Raw genomic sequence first — 17,527 nt, 5'->3', positions numbered from 1 at the left:
AGAGGTGGAGTTATGTCATTCAAGGATCAGGCCATCGATTCATTGGGATCGTTCGCCAACCAGTTCAACAGCCTGAGATACATCATGGCGATCAAAGCCTCGTTCATCACGCTGATGCCGGTGATCATCGTGGGCGCTTTCTCCGTGCTGATTTCCAATATGGTGCTTGACCCCAGGAACGGACTGGCGAGTTTCGCCATGTTCTCATTTCTGGCGCCGCTCAAGCCGATCATGAGCGGCATTAACTATGCCACGCTGAACTTTCTCACCATCGGCGCCGTGTTTCTGATCGGCATCGAGCTGGGGCGCATCAACGGCTCCCGCGGGCTGTTCCCCGGCTTGCTGGCGGTGATCTGCTTCATTTCCATCACTCCCACCACCATCGATATGGTGATCAACGGACAGACTTTGCCGGTGAAAGACGTGCTGGCGCGCCAGTTTTCCGACACCAAGAGCCTGTTCCTCGGCATGTTTATCGCCATTCTGTCAGTCGAAATCTATTCGAAGCTGGAGTCGGTGGACCGGTTGCGCATCAAGATGCCGGACAGCGTGCCGCCGAATGTGTCGGCGTCGTTTTCGGCGTTGATCCCGGCGATCATCACCGTGACGCTGGTGGCGACCTTCGGTTTTACCTTCCAGAAAGTGACCGGCATGTACCTGTATGACGCCATCTATATGGTGGTGCAGCAGCCGCTGGAGTCGGTGGTGCAGAGCCTGCCGGGGCTGTTGATCCTGATGTTCGTCGCGCAGCTGTTCTGGGTGATCGGTATTCACGGCAACCAGATGATCAAGCCGATCCGCGAACCGCTGCTGCTGGGGGCCATCGCGGTGAACATGACCGCGTTCGAGCAAGGCCATGAGGTGCCGAACATCATCACCATGCCGTTCTGGGACGTGTACATGAGCATCGGCGGGTCCGGCCTGACCATCGGTCTGCTGCTGGCGGTGATGATCGCCTCCAAACGCCGGGAGATGAAAGAGATCGCCAAAATCTCTTTCGGGCCGTGCGTGTTCAACATCAACGAGCCGGTGATCTTCGGCATGCCGATCATGCTCAACCCGATTCTGGCTATTCCGTTCATCATCACGCCGCTGGTGACCGGCACCATCGGTTACTTCGCCACCAGCATGGGCTTTGCCGGTAAAGCGGTGGTGATGGTGCCCTGGACCACGCCGCCCATCATCAACGCCTGGCTGTCCACCGCCGGCTCTATGGGCGCGGTGGCGACGCAGATTGTCTGCATCATCGTCGCCACCCTGATTTACCTGCCGTTCGTCAAAGTGGCGTCCCGTCGCGCCGAGCAGGCGCAGCGTGAAGCGGAAGCCGGACAGGTCAGTGCAGCGAAAAACTAGCGAATCGAAACACGAAGCGAATCGAAAAATGAAAGGGAGACAGGCATGAGCAAGGTATCAATGACCCTTCCCGAGGGCTTCATTCTGGGGGCGGCGGCGTCCGCCTGGCAGACCGAGGGATGGTCGGGTAAGAAAGCCGGGCAGGATTCCTATCTGGACTTGTGGTACAAGCGCGACCGTCAGGTGTGGCACAACGGCTACGGCCCGGCGGTGGCTACCGACTTCTACAACCGCTACCGCGAAGATGTGGCGCTGATGAAGCAAACCGGGCTGACCCATTTCCGCACCTCCATCAACTGGTCGCGCTTTATGCTGGACTACGAGAACGGTGTGGTGGATGAAGAATACGCCGCCTACATCGACAACCTGATCGACGAAATGCACCGGCAGGGCATCGAACCGATGCTGTGTCTGGAGCACTATGAACTGCCGGCGGTGCTGTTCGAGAAATATCAGGGCTGGTCGTCCAAACAGGTGGTGGAGTGGTTCGTACAGTACGCCGACGCGGTGTTCGCCCGCTATGCCGGCAAGGTTAAACGCTGGTTCACCTTCAACGAGCCTGTCGTGGTGCAGACCCGCGTCTATCTGGACGCGGCGCGCTATCCCTACCAGCAGGACACCGGCGTCTGGATGCAGTGGAACCACCACAAGAATCTGGCGACCGCCAAAGTGGTGCAGCTGTTCCGCGACAAAGGCTATCACCGGCAGGGCGGCAGCATCGGGGTGATCCTCAATCCGGAAGTGACCTATCCCCGCTCCAGCGCCGCGCACGATGTGGAAGCGGCGCGCCTGTATGATCTGTTCTACAACCGGGTATTTCTGGATCCGGCGCTGAAAGGCGAGTATCCGGCGGAGCTATTGGCGCTGCTGGAAAAACATCAGGTCAAATGGGATTACAACGAGGAAGAGCTGGCGATCATCCGCGCCAATACCGTGGATGAGGTGGGGATCAACCTCTACTACCCGCACCGGGTCAAAGCGCCCAGCCGGGCGTGGAACAGCAACACACCGTTCCACCCGGCCTACTACTACGAGCATTTCGAGCTGCCCGGCCGCCGCATGAATAAGTCCCGCGGCTGGGAAATCAACCCCCGCATTATTTACGACATGGCGATGCGCCTGAAAGACGACTACGGCAACGTGCCCTGGTTCGTGTCGGAAAACGGCATGGGGATTGAAAACGAAGGGCAGTTCAAAGACAGCCGCGGCGTGGTGCAGGATGATTACCGCATCGCGTTCATCGCCGAGCACCTTTACTGGACGCTGAAGGCGCGCGAAGACGGGGCCAACTGTCTGGGCTACATGCTGTGGGCGTTTACCGACAACGTCTCGCCGATGAACGCGTTCAAGAACCGTTACGGCCTGATTGAAATCGATCTGGAGCACGACCGGCAGCGGCGGCCGAAGAAATCGGCAGGCTGGTTCCGTCAGGTGCGGGACAGCGGCGTGCTGGCGTTCGAACTGGACGATGAAGATAAATAAGGGGGAAAGATGAAACGGATCGTACTGGCCTGCTCGGCAGGCATGTCCACGTCGCTGGTGGTGACCAAAATGGAAAAAGAAGCGACGGCGCGCGGCATGGAATACCAGATTTACGCCATTCCCGAACAGAACCTGCGGGATGAACTGCAAACCTACGGCGACGATATCATTGCGGTGCTGCTTGGGCCGCAGGTGCGCTTCAAGCTGGCGGAAAACAAGAAACTGACCGACGAGTACCAGATTCCGATTGCGGTGATCGACTCGGTGGCCTACGGCACCCTGAACGGCGCAAAGGTACTCGATCAGGCGCTGAGTTTGGTAAACTGAGCCCCTGATTGCTGTAAAGCGCGGACCGGTGGTGCAGACCCCGGTCCGCGTTTAGGCTGTAGCCCCTGACGAATGCGCGCGCCGTGCCGGCGAGGCGATGATTCAGGGGCGCGCAGCCTGGTATCCGGCCCCGCGTCGGGGCGGCAGCGGTGTTCAATTCTCGGCCGTTCAGGGTGGCATTGTGGCGAAGGTTGTGGTTCTACAAGAAAGAAAGCAATACCAGGAGATAGGGTGTGACCTGAGGGAGAAAATCCAGCAGGGGGAGTACCCGGTCGGGTCGCGTCTTCCGCCGGAGCGGAATATCGCGGAAACTTACGGCGTCAGCCGTACCATCGTGCGTGAAGCGTTGCTGATGCTGGAGCTGGAAGGCACGGTGGATATCCGCCAGGGGTCGGGCGTGTACGTGCTGCGCGTGCCGTCGGCGGAAGAGCCGTCTCCCAATGCGCAAAACCGCATCGGCGCGTTTGAAATGCTGCAGGCGCGTCAGTTGCTGGAAAGCAATATCGCCGCCTTTGCCGCCCGCATGGCGACCCGTAATGACATCGACACCCTGCGGCATACGCTGGAGCAGGAGCAGGCGGCCATCGCCGCCAACGATTACCGCAGCGATTTCGACAAAATCTTTCATCTGCAGGTGGCGGGCGCCACCCAAAACCAGATGTTGCTGGAAACGGTCAGCAATATCTGGTCCTGCCGGGACGAAAGCCCCATCTGGCAGCAGCTTTACAGCCATGTCGGCAACCACGGCTACCGGCTGAAATGGCTGGCGGACCACCAGACGATACTGGCGGCGCTGCGCCGTCGGGACGTCAGCGGTTCTTATCAGGCGATGTGGCAGCATCTGGAAAACGTCAAAACCACGCTGATGGAGATTTCCGACGCCGAAGCGCCGGAATTTGACGGCTACCTGTTCGACTCGGTACCGATCTTTCAGGGAAAACTGGTCTGACGCATGACGACGATGGAATCTCAGCCAACGATTGGCTATCTGGCGGATTACCCGCATTTTGAAACCCAGGTCGTCGACTGGCTGTGGCAGGCGTTTGGCGACGGGCTGAGTCGGGACTTTTTTGCCAGCGTGGTGCATCACAGCATGGACAGACGGGCGTTGCCGCTGACGTTTGTGGCGCTGGAAGGCGAGCGACTGGTGGGCACCGTCGGGCTGTGGCGTTGCGATCTGATCAGCCGGCAGGATCTGACCCCCTGGCTGGCGGCGCTTTATGTGGACGAGCGCTACCGCGATCGCGGGCTGGGCGCCGAGCTACAGCGCTTTGTGGTGGAATTCAGCCGCGAGCGCGGCTTTGACGATCTCTATCTCTACGCCGATTTCAGCGGCTACTACGAACGCCACGGCTGGCGCTATCTCGGCGACGCGCCGGAGTACCCCGACAAAATGGTGCGGTTGTATCACCGCGCGTTAAGGTAATCTATTTCGTTGGCAAGTCTAACCAATGACGGCTTATATGATGGGTTTTCCGGCGTCAAAAACCGTGCTGAGGCAGGCGGCTTCGCCGGATGCGCGGCAGGGAAGCAGCGCAAGCCCGTGCCGTGTCGGGAGCACGTCACGGGCGGTCCGAACAGCGAAGACGAATGCCGAAGGCACCGCGTTAGCGGCACGGTTTAGCCCTTAGCCAGTGGTCAAGGAGAGGTGGCGCTTGCACCTCTCCTTGTCGTGCGTGCGATGAAGCAACAAGGAAACGACACCGGTTATCCCGCACGAAACCATTCACCAACCAGATATAAATCCATTATTAGTGAGACAACGTGGCTGTTTGTTAACAGCCTTGACGCACCACTAGTGCCCATTATTCAAACTGGCGACTGAATGACGGCGGATCAGCGTCGGGTGGAACAGGTTGATGGCGTTGGGCAGCGGCGTGTCGTTGGCCAGCGCCAGCGCAATCTGCGCCGCCTGCGTCGCCATTGCGGTAATCGGGTAGCGGATAGTGGTAAGGCGCGGGCGCAGGTAACGCGACAGCAGCACATCATCGAAGCCGATCAGCGACATATCCCGCGGCACCTCAATGCCGTTATCGCTCAGCACCGCCAGCGCGCCGGCGGCCATCGGGTCGTTGTAGCAGCTCAGCGCGGTCAGCGGGCGGCCGCGTTCCAGCAGCGTGATCATCGCGGCTTCGCCGCCGCTTTCGTCCGGTTCGCCGTAGGCGATCAACTGCTCATCCAGCGGAATCGCGTGCTCGGCCAGCGCGTCCCGGTAGCCGGCCAGACGGTCATCGGCGTCGGAGATGGCGTGGTTGGAACACAGGATGCCGATCTGACGATGCCCTTGCAGGATCAGGTGTCGGGTCGCCAGCCAGGCGCCGTAGCGGTTATCCAGCGCCACGCAGCGCGCTTCATACCCCGGCAGGATGCGATTGATCAGCACCATGCCCGGAATCTGTTCCATCAGTTGCGTGAGTTCCTCATCCGGCAGCATTTTAGCGTGGACCACCAGCGCCGCGCAGCGGTGGCGAATCAGCTGTTCGATCGCCTGACGCTCCTTGTGCGCCACGTGGTAGCCATTGCCAATCAGCAGGAAGTTGCCGGTGCGATAAGCCTCCTGCTCCACCGCTTTGACCATCGTGCCGAAAAATGGGTCGGACACGTCGGACACCACCAGCCCCAGCGTTTCGGTGGATTGTTGGGCCAGCGCGCGGGCGTTGGCGTTCGGATGGTATTGCAACTGCTGCATGGCCTGCAGTACGGCGTTGCGCGCCTGTGCGCTGGCTTTCGGCGAATCGTTGATGACGCGCGACACGGTTGCGACCGACACGCCCGCCAGCCTGGCGACGTCCTTAATGGTGGCCATGGAGGTTTCCTGTTGTTCCTGATGTGAAATGGTGCGCTGAATCAAGTGACTGCCAGAGTGTCACGGAATTAAGCCGCAGCCGCAAGAGGCGGGGATCGCAACTTTCGCTGTCGGCGCGTCGTCATATTCTCCCCGGCAGCAATATTGGTGAAACGTAAATGTGTTGTTTGCCATAGGTTATGAATGTGTTGTTTACCATACGTTATAAATGTGTTTCTTCAACGAGCCGTCATCCTGCGCCGGGTGCTGATGCTCTGTATCGGGAATGACGCCGGAAAGTAGGCCGGCCTTTCCCATGCGGGCAGGATGGGCTCATCGCTCTCAGGGAAGTCACTGCATGAAATATGTCATTCTGATGGTGTTTATTCTGGCGGTCGCCTATGTCCACTTTCGTGGTCGCGTACGTTATAAGTTCTGGCGCCAACTGTCGGATCACTCGACCTTTACCGCGCCGCTCAACGGCTTTATGTACTTGTTTTCCCGCGTCCCGGTGACGCCGTATCTCAGGCCCGGCCATTTCCCCGAACTGGCGGTGTTGCAGGAGAACTGGCCGATGATCCGGGAAGAGGGGGAAAAGCTGCTGGCAATGCAGGAAATCAAAGCGTCGGATCGCTATAACGACGCCGGTTTCAACTCGTTCTTCAAGACCGGCTGGAAACGGTTCTACCTGAAATGGTATGAGGATGCTCATCCGTCCGCGGATGTGATGTGCCCCAATACTACGGCGTTGCTGCGTTCACTGCCGTCGGTAAAGGCGGCGATGTTCGCCACCCTGCCGGATGGCAGTCGTTTGCCGCGCCACCGCGACCCGTACGCCGGTTCGCTGCGTTACCATCTGGGGCTGAAGACGCCCAATGACGATCGCTGTTTTATCGAGGTCGACGGCGAGCGCTACAGCTGGCGTGATGGCGAAGGCGTGCTGTTCGACGAAACCTATATTCATTATGCGGAAAACACCAGCGGTCAGAATCGGCTGATCCTGTTTTGCGATATCGAACGGCCGATGCGCTATCGCTGGGCGCAGGCGATCAATCACTGGGTGGGGCGCAATCTGATGAGCGCGGCGGCTGCGCCTAATACCGACGCGGATCGCACCGGCGGGATTAACCGGATCTTCCGCTATGTCTATGCGATCAGAAAAGTGGGCAAGCGGCTGAAAAGCTGGAACAAGCCGGTTTACTATCTGGTGAAGTGGACGTTGTTCGGCGGTATTGCGGCGCTGATCTGGCTGGCGTTATAGCCAGCCCGAGCGGCGATCGTCCGCCGGCTGAATTCTGGTCGGCGTCGGCCGGTAAAGTCGGCCGAATTGCATGACAACCGTTGTTTTTCACGGCTTTATTACAGCTCACTCGAGAATTTTACAGTTGGTTGCACTTCGAACGTTTATCTTTCGATTCTGCGCTAGTGATTCGGGATGACTCTCTTTAGAGTAACAAGTCCCAGAGGTATTGATGGGTGACAAATCGATGTGTTCTCCACATTGAACCATTCAAATTGCACCAACCTACGCGGATGCGTAGGTTTTTTTTTTGCCTGCGTTCCGACAGGCGGGAAAATAATACCCTTGTCACAAATAAAAAAGAAATCCTGCCACCTGTCAGAGGCGCGATTGACGCCAAAAATAGCGGGTGATAGTTTTTGCTCATTGCATAAGGCTTGTTACCGTTCGGCGGGCAAAACATAAGTGCAGCAATCGTATGAAGTCGAATGACTTCGCCGTCTGCTGTATTTACGTTTTGCCCGTTTCTGTTTTCAGGGGAAATGCGATGAAGATAACTCAAGTCCTGAATAATAATGTAGTCAGCGTTACCGACAATCAGGGGCAGGAGCTTATCTTGACCGGCTGCGGATTGGGTTTTCATTCCCGAACCGGGCAGGATGTGGAAATGCCGCGGGTGGAAAAAATATTCCGTTTGCAGGATAACGTCATTTCCGCGCGTTTTAAGGACCTGGCGCAGGAAGTCCCGCTGGAAATATTGCAACTGACCAGCGACATTGTCGAAACGGTGAAAAAGCAACTACAGCAGAAACTGAGCGAAGGCATTTACGTCACGCTGGCCGACCACCTCGCGTTTGCCCTGCAGTGCCAGCGCAACGGCACCCTGATTCAGAACCCGCTGCACTGGGAAGTGCGCCACTTCTACAAGCAAGAGTATGCCGTGGCGGAGCAAGCGCTCGCGTTGATACAGGAAACGCTGGGCGTCACTCTGCCGGAAGATGAGGCATGCAGTATTGCGTTGCATATCGTCAATGCCGAGCTTGGCGACAATATCGGTAATATGAAGCAGATTACGCAGCTGATTTATCAGGTGCAGAATATCGTCAAATATTATTTTCAGGTGCCGCTGGATGAAAACAACGGCAATTATTACCGCTTCATTACCCACCTGAAGTTTTTTTCTCAACGGGTGGTGGAAGGCGCTTCGCTGGATAATGACGACGGCGATTTATTTACCATGGTTCAGCAACGTTATCAAAAAACGCTGGGCTGTGTGGAAGCCATCAATACCTTTATCAAAAAAAACTACCAACACACCATGACCAATTCGGAGAAACTCTACCTAACCATTCATATCGATAATATGATTCATTATCTTACCCAAAATAATTCGAGTTGCAGGACAAAACGTTCTGCGTTTTGAACAACGCCACGCGTTGGCCCTTTAGGGCAAGGCTCATAAGAGCCTTGTAACGCGGCAACCGAATGAATCCCCGGGAGCTTACATAAGTAAGTGACCGGGGTGAATGAGGGCAGCCAACACACCGGCAACTTGAAGTATAAAGGGTATAAATCATTCCGAATAGGCTTGTTACTGGCAGCGGCGATTCGTCGGAGACGAGGCGATATCCGCTGACGCAGGCAAACCCCAGAGGAACAAGGCGCCACGGTAAATACCGTGCGGTTGTTGCAGAAATCGTAAGATTTCTTTCTGGAAAGAGGAATTGTTATGTCAGTTAATTATCAGGAGACGGCAAAGAACATTGTGGCGCTTGTCGGGGGGGAAGGAAATATCCGACAGGTTTTTCATTGTATTACCCGATTGCGTTTTTATTTGCATCAAGCGCAACGTATCGATCGCGCCCAGCTGGAAGCATTAGACGGGGTAATTGGTATTAATGTCGCCGGCGAACAGTTTCAGGTGATCATCGGCAACGACGTGGCGGATGTTTACCGCGCGTTGATCCGGCAGTTTCCGCTGCTGGCGAGCCAGACCGCCGATGCCCCGGAGGCTGGGCGGCCGCGACACCCTATCTCGGCGCTGCTGGAGGCGTTTTCCAGCATCTTCTCGCCGGTGATCCCGGCCATTGCCGGCGCCGGTATCCTCAAAGGGATCCTGTCGCTGCTGGTGGCGCTGCACTGGGTATCCAACACCAACCAAACCTACCTGATTCTGTCCGCCATCAGCGACGGTATTTTCTACTTTATGCCGCTGGTGCTGGCGTTCAGCGCCGCCCACAAGTTTGGCTGTAATCCGTATGTGGCGGTGGCGCTGGCGGCTACGTTGCTGCATCCCACTCTGACCAAGCTGTTTCAAGGCGGCGGCGAGATTACCTTCCTCGGGCTGCCGGTATCGCCGGTGTCTTACGCTTCGTCGGTGATCCCGATTCTGCTGGCGGTGTGGCTGATGTCCTGGGTGGAGCGCCGCGTCGACCGCATCATGCCCGGCGCGCTGAAAACCATGTTCGTGCCGCTGCTGACGTTGCTGATCGTCGCGCCAGTCATGCTGATCGCCATCGGCCCGCTCGGCATCATCGTCGGAAACCATCTTTCCACCGGTATCGTCTGGCTGGTGGACAACATGGGCATTCTCGCCGGGCTGATTCTGGGCGGCACGCTGTCGATGATCATCATCACCGGCATGCACTATGTGCTGATCCCCATCATGATCAACAACATCAGCAAGATGGGGTTCGATCCGTTCAAGATCATCTTCTATATCGCCAACATGGGGCAGGCGGGGGCGGCGTTCGGCGTGTTCCTGCGCGCCCGCGACAAGAAAACCAAGTCGCTGGCGTTGTCCACCAGCCTGACCGCCACTATGGGTATCACCGAGCCGGCGATGTACGGCGTCAATATCCGTTTCAAACGCCCGTTCGCCGCCGCGCTGATTGGCGGCGCCTGCGGCGGCGCGTTCGCCATGTTTTTCGGGGTGAAGACCTACGCCTTTGCCTTGAGCGGGCTGCCGGGGTTGCCCGCGCTGGTGGGGCCGACCTTCCTGTACGCGCTGGCCAGCATGGCGATTTCGTTCACCACGGCAACGGTGATGACCTGCTTACTCGGATTTGAAGAGAACGTGGGAAAAGCCGCCACGCCGCATGAAGGGCAGACGGTGATGCCGGCCGCGCCGGTGGCGCTGAGCGAGCATAACGAACAGCTATTGCATAACGAAAAACTGTTCGCGCCGGTGGCCGGTCGGGTGGTGGCGCTGGAGAGCCTCAGCGACCCGGTATTTGCCGGGGAGGTATTCGGCAAGGGGATCGCCATCTACCCGGAAAACGGCGAACTGCTGTCGCCGGTCAATGGGCGCATCGAGTCGATATTCGACACCCACCACGCGCTGACGCTCAAAAGCGACACCGGCGCCGAGGTGCTGATCCACATCGGCATCGACACCGTCAAACTCGGCGGCCGCCACTTTATCCGTCACGCCCAGCCCGGGCAGATAGTGGAAGTCGGTGAACCGCTGGTGAGCTTCGACCTGCCGGCGCTGCTGGCGGAAGGCATCGACCCCAGCGTGATCGTGATCGTCACCAATACCGAATGTTATGGCGAAGTGAGCCCGTTGCTGAATGGCGACGTCCACTCGCGCGACGCCTTGATGAAACTGACCGCTGCGGCGGCCTGAGGGAGAGGAAACAAGCATGAGCGTATCAAAAACGTGTCCATCGGATTTAAACGCGTTTCCACCGGATTTTCTGTGGGGCGGCGCGACGGCCGCCAACCAACTAGAAGGCGCCTGGAACGTGGGCGGCAAAGGGCTGTCGGTATCGGACGTGTATACCTTTGACAGCCGCACGCCCAAAGAACGCTGGCTGGATCAGTGGCTGTTTATGACCCACCAGCAGGTGGCGGACGCGCAGGACCCGCACAGTAAAAAGTACTATCCAAAACGTAAGGGCAACGGCTTTTATTACCACTACAAGGAAGATATCGCGCTATTCGCCGAGATGGGCTTCAAGTGCTTTCGTATGTCGATCGCCTGGACGCGCATTTTTCCGCGCGGCGACGAAACCGAACCGAATGAAGATGGGCTGGCGTTTTACGACCGGGTGCTTGATGCCCTGCTGGCGCACAACATTCAGCCGATTGTGTCGTTGTCCCACTACGAGATGCCGCTGTGTCTGGTTACCGAATACGGCGGCTGGCCCAATCGTAAGCTGGTCGATTTTTACGTGCGTTTCGCCACCACGGTATTCGAGCGCTATCGACACAAGGTCAAATACTGGATGACCTTCAACGAGATCAACTGCGTCAAACATCACCCCTACGTCAGCGTCGGGGTGATCGAAGAAGACAATCCGCATCTGGAGCAGGACAAGTATCAGGGCGTTCACCATCAGTTTATCGCCAGCGCGCTGGCGACCAAAGCCTGTCATCAGATCATTCCCGGTTCGCAGGTCGGCTGCATGATCAGCTATCAGATCCTCTATCCCAACACCTGTCACCCGGACGATCTGCAGGCCTGCGAGGAAGCGCAGCGGGTGTCGCTGTTCTTCAGCGACGTGCAGGCGCGCGGTTACTACCCGGCCTATACCGACCGTATGCTGGCGGAAAAAGGCGTGGTGCTGAACAAGGAACAGGGGGACGACGAGATCCTGCGGCAGTACCCGGTGGATTACGTGTCGTTTAGCTACTACATGTCCAGCACCGTCAGCGCCCACCCGGAAAAGCTGGAAGGCGCGACCGGCAACCTGATCACCGGCGGCATCCGCAATCCCTATCTGCCCACCAGCGAGTGGGGCTGGCAGATTGACCCGAAAGGGTTGCGGCTGGCGCTCAACCAGCTGTATGACCGCTATCAGAAACCGCTGTTCATCGCCGAAAACGGGCTGGGCGCGTTGGATAGCGTCAATCCGGACGGTTCAATCGACGATGACTACCGCATCGAATACCTGCGTCAACATGTGGAACAAATGAAGGAAGCGCTGGCGGACGGCGTCAAACTGTTCGGCTACACCTGGTGGGGGCCGATCGACGTGGTCAGCGCCGGCACTTCGCAAATCTCCAAGCGCTACGGCTTTATTTACGTCGATCAGGACGACGACGGCCATGGCACCCAGCAGCGCTCGCGCAAGAAGAGCTTCTACTGGTATCGAAAATTGATCGCCTCCAACGGCGCGGACCTCGACTGACCCAGACGCCGGCGGCGCGGGCCGCCGGCTTTACCGGACATGTAAGGAGTGATCATGGCTCGTTTCCCGCAAGGGTTTTTATGGGGCGGCGCGATTGCCGCCAATCAGGCGGAAGGCGCCTGGAATGAGGACGGCAAAGGGCCGTCGATTGCCGATGTGGTACGCGGCGGCATCGTGGCGGGCAAACCGGATACGGCTGTCGACCCCGCAAGTTACTACCCCAGCCACGAAGCGATCGATTTCTATCACCGCTACCGGGACGACATCGCCCTGTTCGCTGAAATGGGGTTCAAATGCTTTCGCACCTCAATCGCCTGGTCGCGTATTTTCCCGCAGGGGGATGAGACGCAGCCCAACGAAGCGGGGCTGCGTTTCTACGACCAGTTGTTTGACGAACTATTGAAGTACGGCATCCAACCGGTGATTACCCTGTCGCACTATGAAACGCCGCTGGCGTTGTACCAGCGCTACGGCGGCTGGCACAACCGTAAACTGGTGGAGTATTTCGTCCGCTATTGCGACACGGTGTTTCGCCGTTACCGGCACAAGGTGAAGTACTGGATGACGTTCAACGAACTGAACAACATGAACCGCATCCCGTTCGCCACCGGCGCGGTGCAGCCGGGGACGGAGGAACGGTTGGCGGTGATTTATCAGGCCAGCCATCACATGTTTGTCGCCAACGCGCTGGCTAACCAGCTGTGTCACCAGCTAATTCCGGACGCTCGCATCGGCTGCATGTTGTCGCTGAGCACCGTTTATCCGCACAGTTGCCGCCCGGATGACGTGTTCGAAACGATGCAGATGCGGCGTCGCTCGCTGTTTTACGCCGATGTGATGATGCGCGGTCGCTACCCGGCTTACAGTCAGCGGATGTGGCGCGAACATGGCATTGAACTGGCGATGGAAGCGGGCGATCTGGCGTTGCTGGCGGCACATCCGTCCGACTACCTCGGGTTCAGCTATTACCGCAGCGCCACCTATCAGGCCGGTATGCCGGTGCTGGCGGATACCGGCGGGGTGATCGGCAAGGAAAATCCGTATCTGCAAAGCACCGACTGGGGCTGGCCGATTGACGCCAAAGGTTTGCGGCTGGTGTGTAACGAACTGGCGGATCGCTATGAAAAGCCGCTGTTTATTGTCGAAAACGGCTTCGGCGGAGTGGATGTGCCGGACGCCAACGGCGTCATCAACGATGACGACCGCATTCGCTACGGGCAACAGCATCTGCACGAGGTGGCGCAGGCGATTGCCGATGGCTGCGACATCATGGGGTACACCTGGTGGGGACCGATTGATATCGTCAGCGCCGGCACCGGCGAGATGAAAAAGCGCTACGGTTTTATCTACGTGGATAAAGACAATGACGGCCACGGCACGCTGGCGCGCCGTAAGAAAAAGAGCTTTGACTGGTACCGGCAGGTGATCGCCAGTAACGGCGAAGTGCTGTAACCCCCTTCCCCTGGGCGGGCCGCACCCGCCCGATCTTTCCCCGCCGCAGTATGATGATTTTCGGCCGTTTTTTTACTCCCTATTGCCGCTGATTCCGGCGGTGTTTTCATCGCTAATGTTGGTGCGGTTTATGGTATGGTGAACCCGTTGATGGGGGCGCGCGCCGCGGTGCGCGCGCTATCCCGACGTCGCGGTTATGCCGACGGCGAAAGTGAACAATCGATGGGAGCGAGCGACCATGAACCATCGGCGGTATGTGGGTCCAAACCGGACTGGGTTACTGTTTACACATAGGGAGGTGGGATGATTTATACCTTTTTACGCTGGGTGCTGAAGCATCTGTACCGCATTCAGATCACGGGTGATGAAAGCAGTTTCCGGCAGTCAAAGATATTGATTACCCCAAACCACGTTTCATTCCTTGATGGCATGTTGATGGCGCTGTTTCTGCCGGTGCAAAGCAAACCGGTGTTCGCCGTCTATTCCAGCATCACCGACCGCTGGTTCATGCGCTGGCTGAAACCGTATATTGATTTTTTGCCGCTGGACCCGACCAAACCGCTGGCGATTAAACAGTTGATCCGGTTGGTGGAGCAGGGTCGCCCGGTGGTGGTGTTCCCGGAGGGGCGTATCTCCGTCACCGGTTCACTGATGAAGATTTACAGCGGCGCGGCGTTTGTGGCCGCCCGCGCTGGCGCAACGGTGGTGCCGGTGCGTATCGAAGGACCGGAGTTCACCCATTTCGGCCGTCTGGGCGGCGTGTTGCGTCGCCGTCTGTTTCCACAGATTTCCCTCCATTTTTTACCGCCGGCCCAGCTGCCGATGCCGGTGGCGTCTTCGGCGCGCGAACGCCGCGAGCTGGCGGGAGAAGCGTTGCATCGCATCATGATGGACGCACGCATGGCGGTGCGCCCGCACCATACGTTATATGAAGCCTTTCTGGCTGCCTGCGCCCGTTACGGCTACCACTCGCCGTGCATTGAAGACATCAACCTGAAGGAAGACAGCTACCACGGATTGCTGAAAAAATCGCTCGGGGTGTCGCGCATTCTGCAGCGCTTTACCGGCGAGCGCGAACATGTCGGGTTGCTACTGCCCAACGCCACCGTCACCGCCGCCGCGATTCTCGGCGCGTCGCTCGGCAGCCGGGTGCCGGCAATGCTCAACTACACTTCCGGGGCGAAAGGGATTCAGAGCGCGATGACCGCGGCGCGGATTAAAACCATCGTCACCTCGCGGCAGTTTCTGGAGAAAGGCAAGTTGACCCACCTGCCGCAGCAGGTGAAAGAGGCTAACTGGGTCTATCTGGAAGATTTGAAGGATACCGTTACGCTGTCGGACAAACTGTGGATCCTGTTCCACCTGCTGTTCCCGACGCGCGCCATGCGCCCGCAACAGCCGGACGACGCGGCGATCATCCTGTTTACCTCCGGCTCGGAAGGCAACCCGAAAGGGGTGGTGCATACCCACAACAGCCTGACGGCCAACGTGGAGCAGATCCGCACCGTGGCCGATTTCACGCCGCGTGACCGTTTTATGTCGGCGCTGCCGCTGTTCCACGCCTTCGGGCTGACGGTGGGGCTGCTGACGCCGCTGATGACCGGCGCGCGGGTGTTCCTCTACCCGAGTCCGTTGCATTACCGCATCGTGCCGGAGCTGGTGTATGACCGCAACTGCACGGTGCTGTTCGGTACTTCCACCTTCCTCGGGCACTATGCGCGCTTCGCCCATCCGTACGATTTCGCCCGCCTGCGCTACGTGGTGGCCGGGGCGGAAAAACTGTCCGAACGGGTGCGGACCGTATGGCAGGACAAATTCGGCATCCGCATTCTGGAAGGCTACGGCGTGACCGAGTGCGCGCCGGTGGTGGCGATCAACGTGCCGATGGCTTGCAAACTGCATTCCGTCGGTCGGCTGTTGCCGGGCATCGAGTCGCGGTTGATTCCGGTGCCGGGCATCCATCATGGCGGCCGTCTGCAACTGCGCGGGCCGAACGTGATGAAAGGCTATCTGCGGGTGGAAAACCCCGGCGAGCTGGAGTTGCCCGCGGCGGAAAACGAGCTGGGGCAGCGTGAATCGAACTGGTACGACACCGGCGACATCGTCGATCTGGATGAACAGGGCTTCTGCACCATCGTCGGCCGCGTTAAGCGCTTTGCCAAACTGGCCGGGGAAATGGTGTCGCTGGAGAGCGTGGAGCAACTGGCGAATCAGGTATCGCCGCAGGCGCAGCACGCCGCCAGCGCCCGCAGCGACAGCAGCAAAGGGGAGGCGCTGGTGCTGTTTACCACCGATGCCGGTCTCACCCGCGACAGCTTGCTGACGCAGGCGCGCCAGAGCGGCATGCCGGAACTGGCGGTGCCGCGCGATATCCGTTACCTGAAAGAGCTGCCGTTGCTGGGCAGCGGCAAACCGGACTTCGTCACGCTGCGCCAACTGGCGGAACAGCCCGTTGGTGAGGCGGCGGAGGAGGCCGGGGAACAACCGGAGCATGATGCATGAGTAATCAGATTTCTCCCTCGTCATCGCTGTTTTCCCGCGGCATGAACGCGGTGATGGTGGCGCAGTTTTTCTCCGCCTTCGGCGATAACGCGCTGCTGTTCGCTACGCTGGCGCTGGTGAAATCGTTGGCTTACCCCGACTGGAGCCAGCCTTTCCTGCAGATGGGGTTTGTCGCCGCCTATATTGTGCTGGCGCCGTTTGTCGGCCAGTTCGCCGACAGTTTCGCCAAAGGGCGGGTGATGATGTTCGCCAACGCACTGAAACTGGCCGGTGCGTTGCTGATCTGCCTGGGCGGCAATCCGTTTCTGGGTTACACGCTGGTGGGGCTGGGCGCGGCGGCCTATTCCCCGGCCAAGTACGGCATTTTGGGCGAAATCACCCGCGGCGATCAGCTGGTGAAAGCCAACGGCCTGATGGAAGCGTCCACCATCGCCGCCATTCTCACCGGATCGGTGGTGGGCGGCGTGCTGGCCGACTGGCAGATCTACGGCGCGCTGGCGGTGTGTGCGCTGGCTTATGGCATCGCGCTGGCCGCCAACCTGCTGATTCCGAAACTGGCGGCGGCGCGCCCCGGCGCGTCCTGGCGCCCGGCGCGCATGACCCGCTCGTTCTTTGACGCCTGCCGCGTGCTGTGGCGCAACGGCGAAACCCGTTTTTCGCTGGTCGGCACCGGCATGTTCTGGGGCGCGGGCGTGACGCTGCGTTTCCTGCTGGTGCTGTGGGTGCCGCTGGCGCTGGGCATCAACGACAATTCGACGCCGACGCTGCTCAACGCCATGGTGGCGGTGGGGATTGTGGTCGGCGCGGCGGCGGCCGGTAAGCTGGTCACGCTGAAAACCGTGCGACGCTGCCTGCCCGCCGGGGTATTGATCGGCGTGATGGTGGTGGTGTTCACCCTGCAACACAGCCTGATTAGCGCTTACGCCTGCCTGCTGGTGCTGGGGGCGCTGGGCGGCTTCTTCATCGTACCGCTCAATGCGCTGTTGCAGGAACGCGGCCGGGAAAGCGTGGGGGCGGGCAACGCCATTGCGGTGCAGAACCTGGGCGAAAACGGCGCCATGCTGTTGATGCTGGCGCTCTACTCGCTGGCGGTGAAGGTCGGCGTGCCGGTACTGGCGATCGGCGTCGGCTTCGGCGTGCTGTTTGCGCTGGCCATTGCCGGTTTGTGGGTCTGGGTGCAGGTCACCCAGTGGCGGCGTCGGCCTGAATCGGCGGCAACGACCCATTCGGCTGACGGCGAATAAGGAGCGG

Annotated in this window: 14 protein-coding genes; 12 read left to right on the top strand and 2 right to left on the bottom strand. The window is 59.0% G+C overall.

Annotated elements, in window-relative coordinates; all coding sequences use genetic code 11:
• The first annotated feature begins 12 nt into the window (after positions 1-12).
• From CPA59_RS18505 to CPA59_RS18485, 5 genes are all read left to right on the top strand, one after another.
• A complete protein-coding gene (locus CPA59_RS18505; protein ID WP_049853833.1) occupies positions 13-1,353 on the top strand; it encodes a PTS sugar transporter subunit IIC in 1,341 nt (446 codons plus the stop codon).
• 45 nt (positions 1,354-1,398) lie between these two features.
• Positions 1,399-2,835, top strand: a complete 1,437-nt coding sequence (locus CPA59_RS18500; RefSeq protein WP_049853834.1) for a glycoside hydrolase family 1 protein — start codon at positions 1,399-1,401, stop codon at positions 2,833-2,835.
• Between the two features lie 9 nt (positions 2,836-2,844).
• Positions 2,845-3,162 carry a PTS sugar transporter subunit IIB gene (locus CPA59_RS18495; protein WP_038666046.1) on the top strand — a complete coding sequence of 106 codons (318 nt, stop codon included), beginning with the start codon at positions 2,845-2,847 and terminating at the stop codon, positions 3,160-3,162.
• A gap of 181 nt (positions 3,163-3,343) precedes the next feature.
• Entirely contained in the window at positions 3,344-4,111 is a 768-nt protein-coding gene (locus CPA59_RS18490; protein ID WP_038921112.1) for an FCD domain-containing protein, read from the top strand.
• Positions 4,112-4,114: 3 nt separating this feature from the next.
• Positions 4,115-4,588 carry a GNAT family N-acetyltransferase gene (locus CPA59_RS18485; protein ID WP_107760336.1) on the top strand — a complete coding sequence of 158 codons (474 nt, stop codon included), beginning with the start codon at positions 4,115-4,117 and terminating at the stop codon, positions 4,586-4,588.
• 369 nt (positions 4,589-4,957) lie between these two features.
• Here the strand turns inward: CPA59_RS18485 and galR are convergent, their stop codons facing one another.
• Positions 4,958-5,968 (bottom strand): HTH-type transcriptional regulator GalR, encoded by a 1,011-nt coding sequence (galR, locus tag CPA59_RS18480; RefSeq protein WP_038921111.1) that lies wholly within the window; start codon positions 5,966-5,968, stop codon positions 4,958-4,960.
• A gap of 337 nt (positions 5,969-6,305) precedes the next feature.
• Here galR and lpxO point away from each other — a divergent pair, with 337 nt between their 5' ends.
• Positions 6,306-7,208 (top strand): lipid A hydroxylase LpxO, encoded by a 903-nt coding sequence (gene lpxO, locus CPA59_RS18475; RefSeq protein WP_038920123.1) that lies wholly within the window; start codon positions 6,306-6,308, stop codon positions 7,206-7,208.
• A gap of 184 nt (positions 7,209-7,392) precedes the next feature.
• Here lpxO and CPA59_RS22995 read toward each other — a convergent pair whose 3' ends face one another.
• Positions 7,393-7,830: a hypothetical protein gene (locus CPA59_RS22995; protein WP_174213721.1), complete on the bottom strand. Its 438-nt coding sequence runs from the start codon at positions 7,828-7,830 to the stop codon at positions 7,393-7,395.
• Between CPA59_RS22995 and licT the strand changes: the two genes are divergently transcribed.
• From licT to lplT, 6 genes are all read left to right on the top strand, one after another.
• Entirely contained in the window at positions 7,735-8,610 is an 876-nt protein-coding gene (gene licT / locus CPA59_RS18470; RefSeq protein ID WP_107760334.1) for a BglG family transcription antiterminator LicT, read from the top strand. The genes CPA59_RS22995 and licT overlap by 96 nt on opposite strands.
• Before the next feature lie 306 nt (positions 8,611-8,916).
• Positions 8,917-10,815, top strand: coding sequence for a beta-glucoside-specific PTS transporter subunit IIABC (locus tag CPA59_RS18460; protein ID WP_049853837.1), 1,899 nt, complete (start codon positions 8,917-8,919; stop codon positions 10,813-10,815).
• Between the two features lie 16 nt (positions 10,816-10,831).
• On the top strand, positions 10,832-12,322 hold the full coding sequence (locus CPA59_RS18455) for a glycoside hydrolase family 1 protein (RefSeq protein WP_107760332.1): 1,491 nt from the start codon (positions 10,832-10,834) through the stop codon (positions 12,320-12,322).
• A 54-nt stretch (positions 12,323-12,376) separates the two neighbouring features.
• Positions 12,377-13,774 carry a glycoside hydrolase family 1 protein gene (locus CPA59_RS18450; protein ID WP_107760330.1) on the top strand — a complete coding sequence of 466 codons (1,398 nt, stop codon included), beginning with the start codon at positions 12,377-12,379 and terminating at the stop codon, positions 13,772-13,774.
• A gap of 303 nt (positions 13,775-14,077) precedes the next feature.
• The gene (gene aas / locus CPA59_RS18445; RefSeq protein WP_107760328.1) at positions 14,078-16,276 is read left to right on the top strand and encodes a bifunctional acyl-ACP--phospholipid O-acyltransferase/long-chain-fatty-acid--ACP ligase; all 2,199 of its coding nucleotides are present in this window, start codon (positions 14,078-14,080) and stop codon (positions 16,274-16,276) included.
• Positions 16,273-17,520 (top strand): lysophospholipid transporter LplT, encoded by a 1,248-nt coding sequence (lplT, locus tag CPA59_RS18440; RefSeq protein ID WP_042860942.1) that lies wholly within the window; start codon positions 16,273-16,275, stop codon positions 17,518-17,520. The genes aas and lplT overlap by 4 nt, the downstream gene beginning before the upstream one ends.
• Positions 17,521-17,527 lie beyond the last annotated feature (7 nt).

The sequence above is a fragment of the Dickeya sp. Secpp 1600 genome (assembly GCF_003049805.1).
Lineage (GTDB): Bacteria > Pseudomonadota > Gammaproteobacteria > Enterobacterales > Enterobacteriaceae > Dickeya > Dickeya fangzhongdai.
The sequence above is the reverse complement of the archived record's forward strand: the minus strand, read 5'-3'. Positions and strand labels throughout refer to the sequence as shown.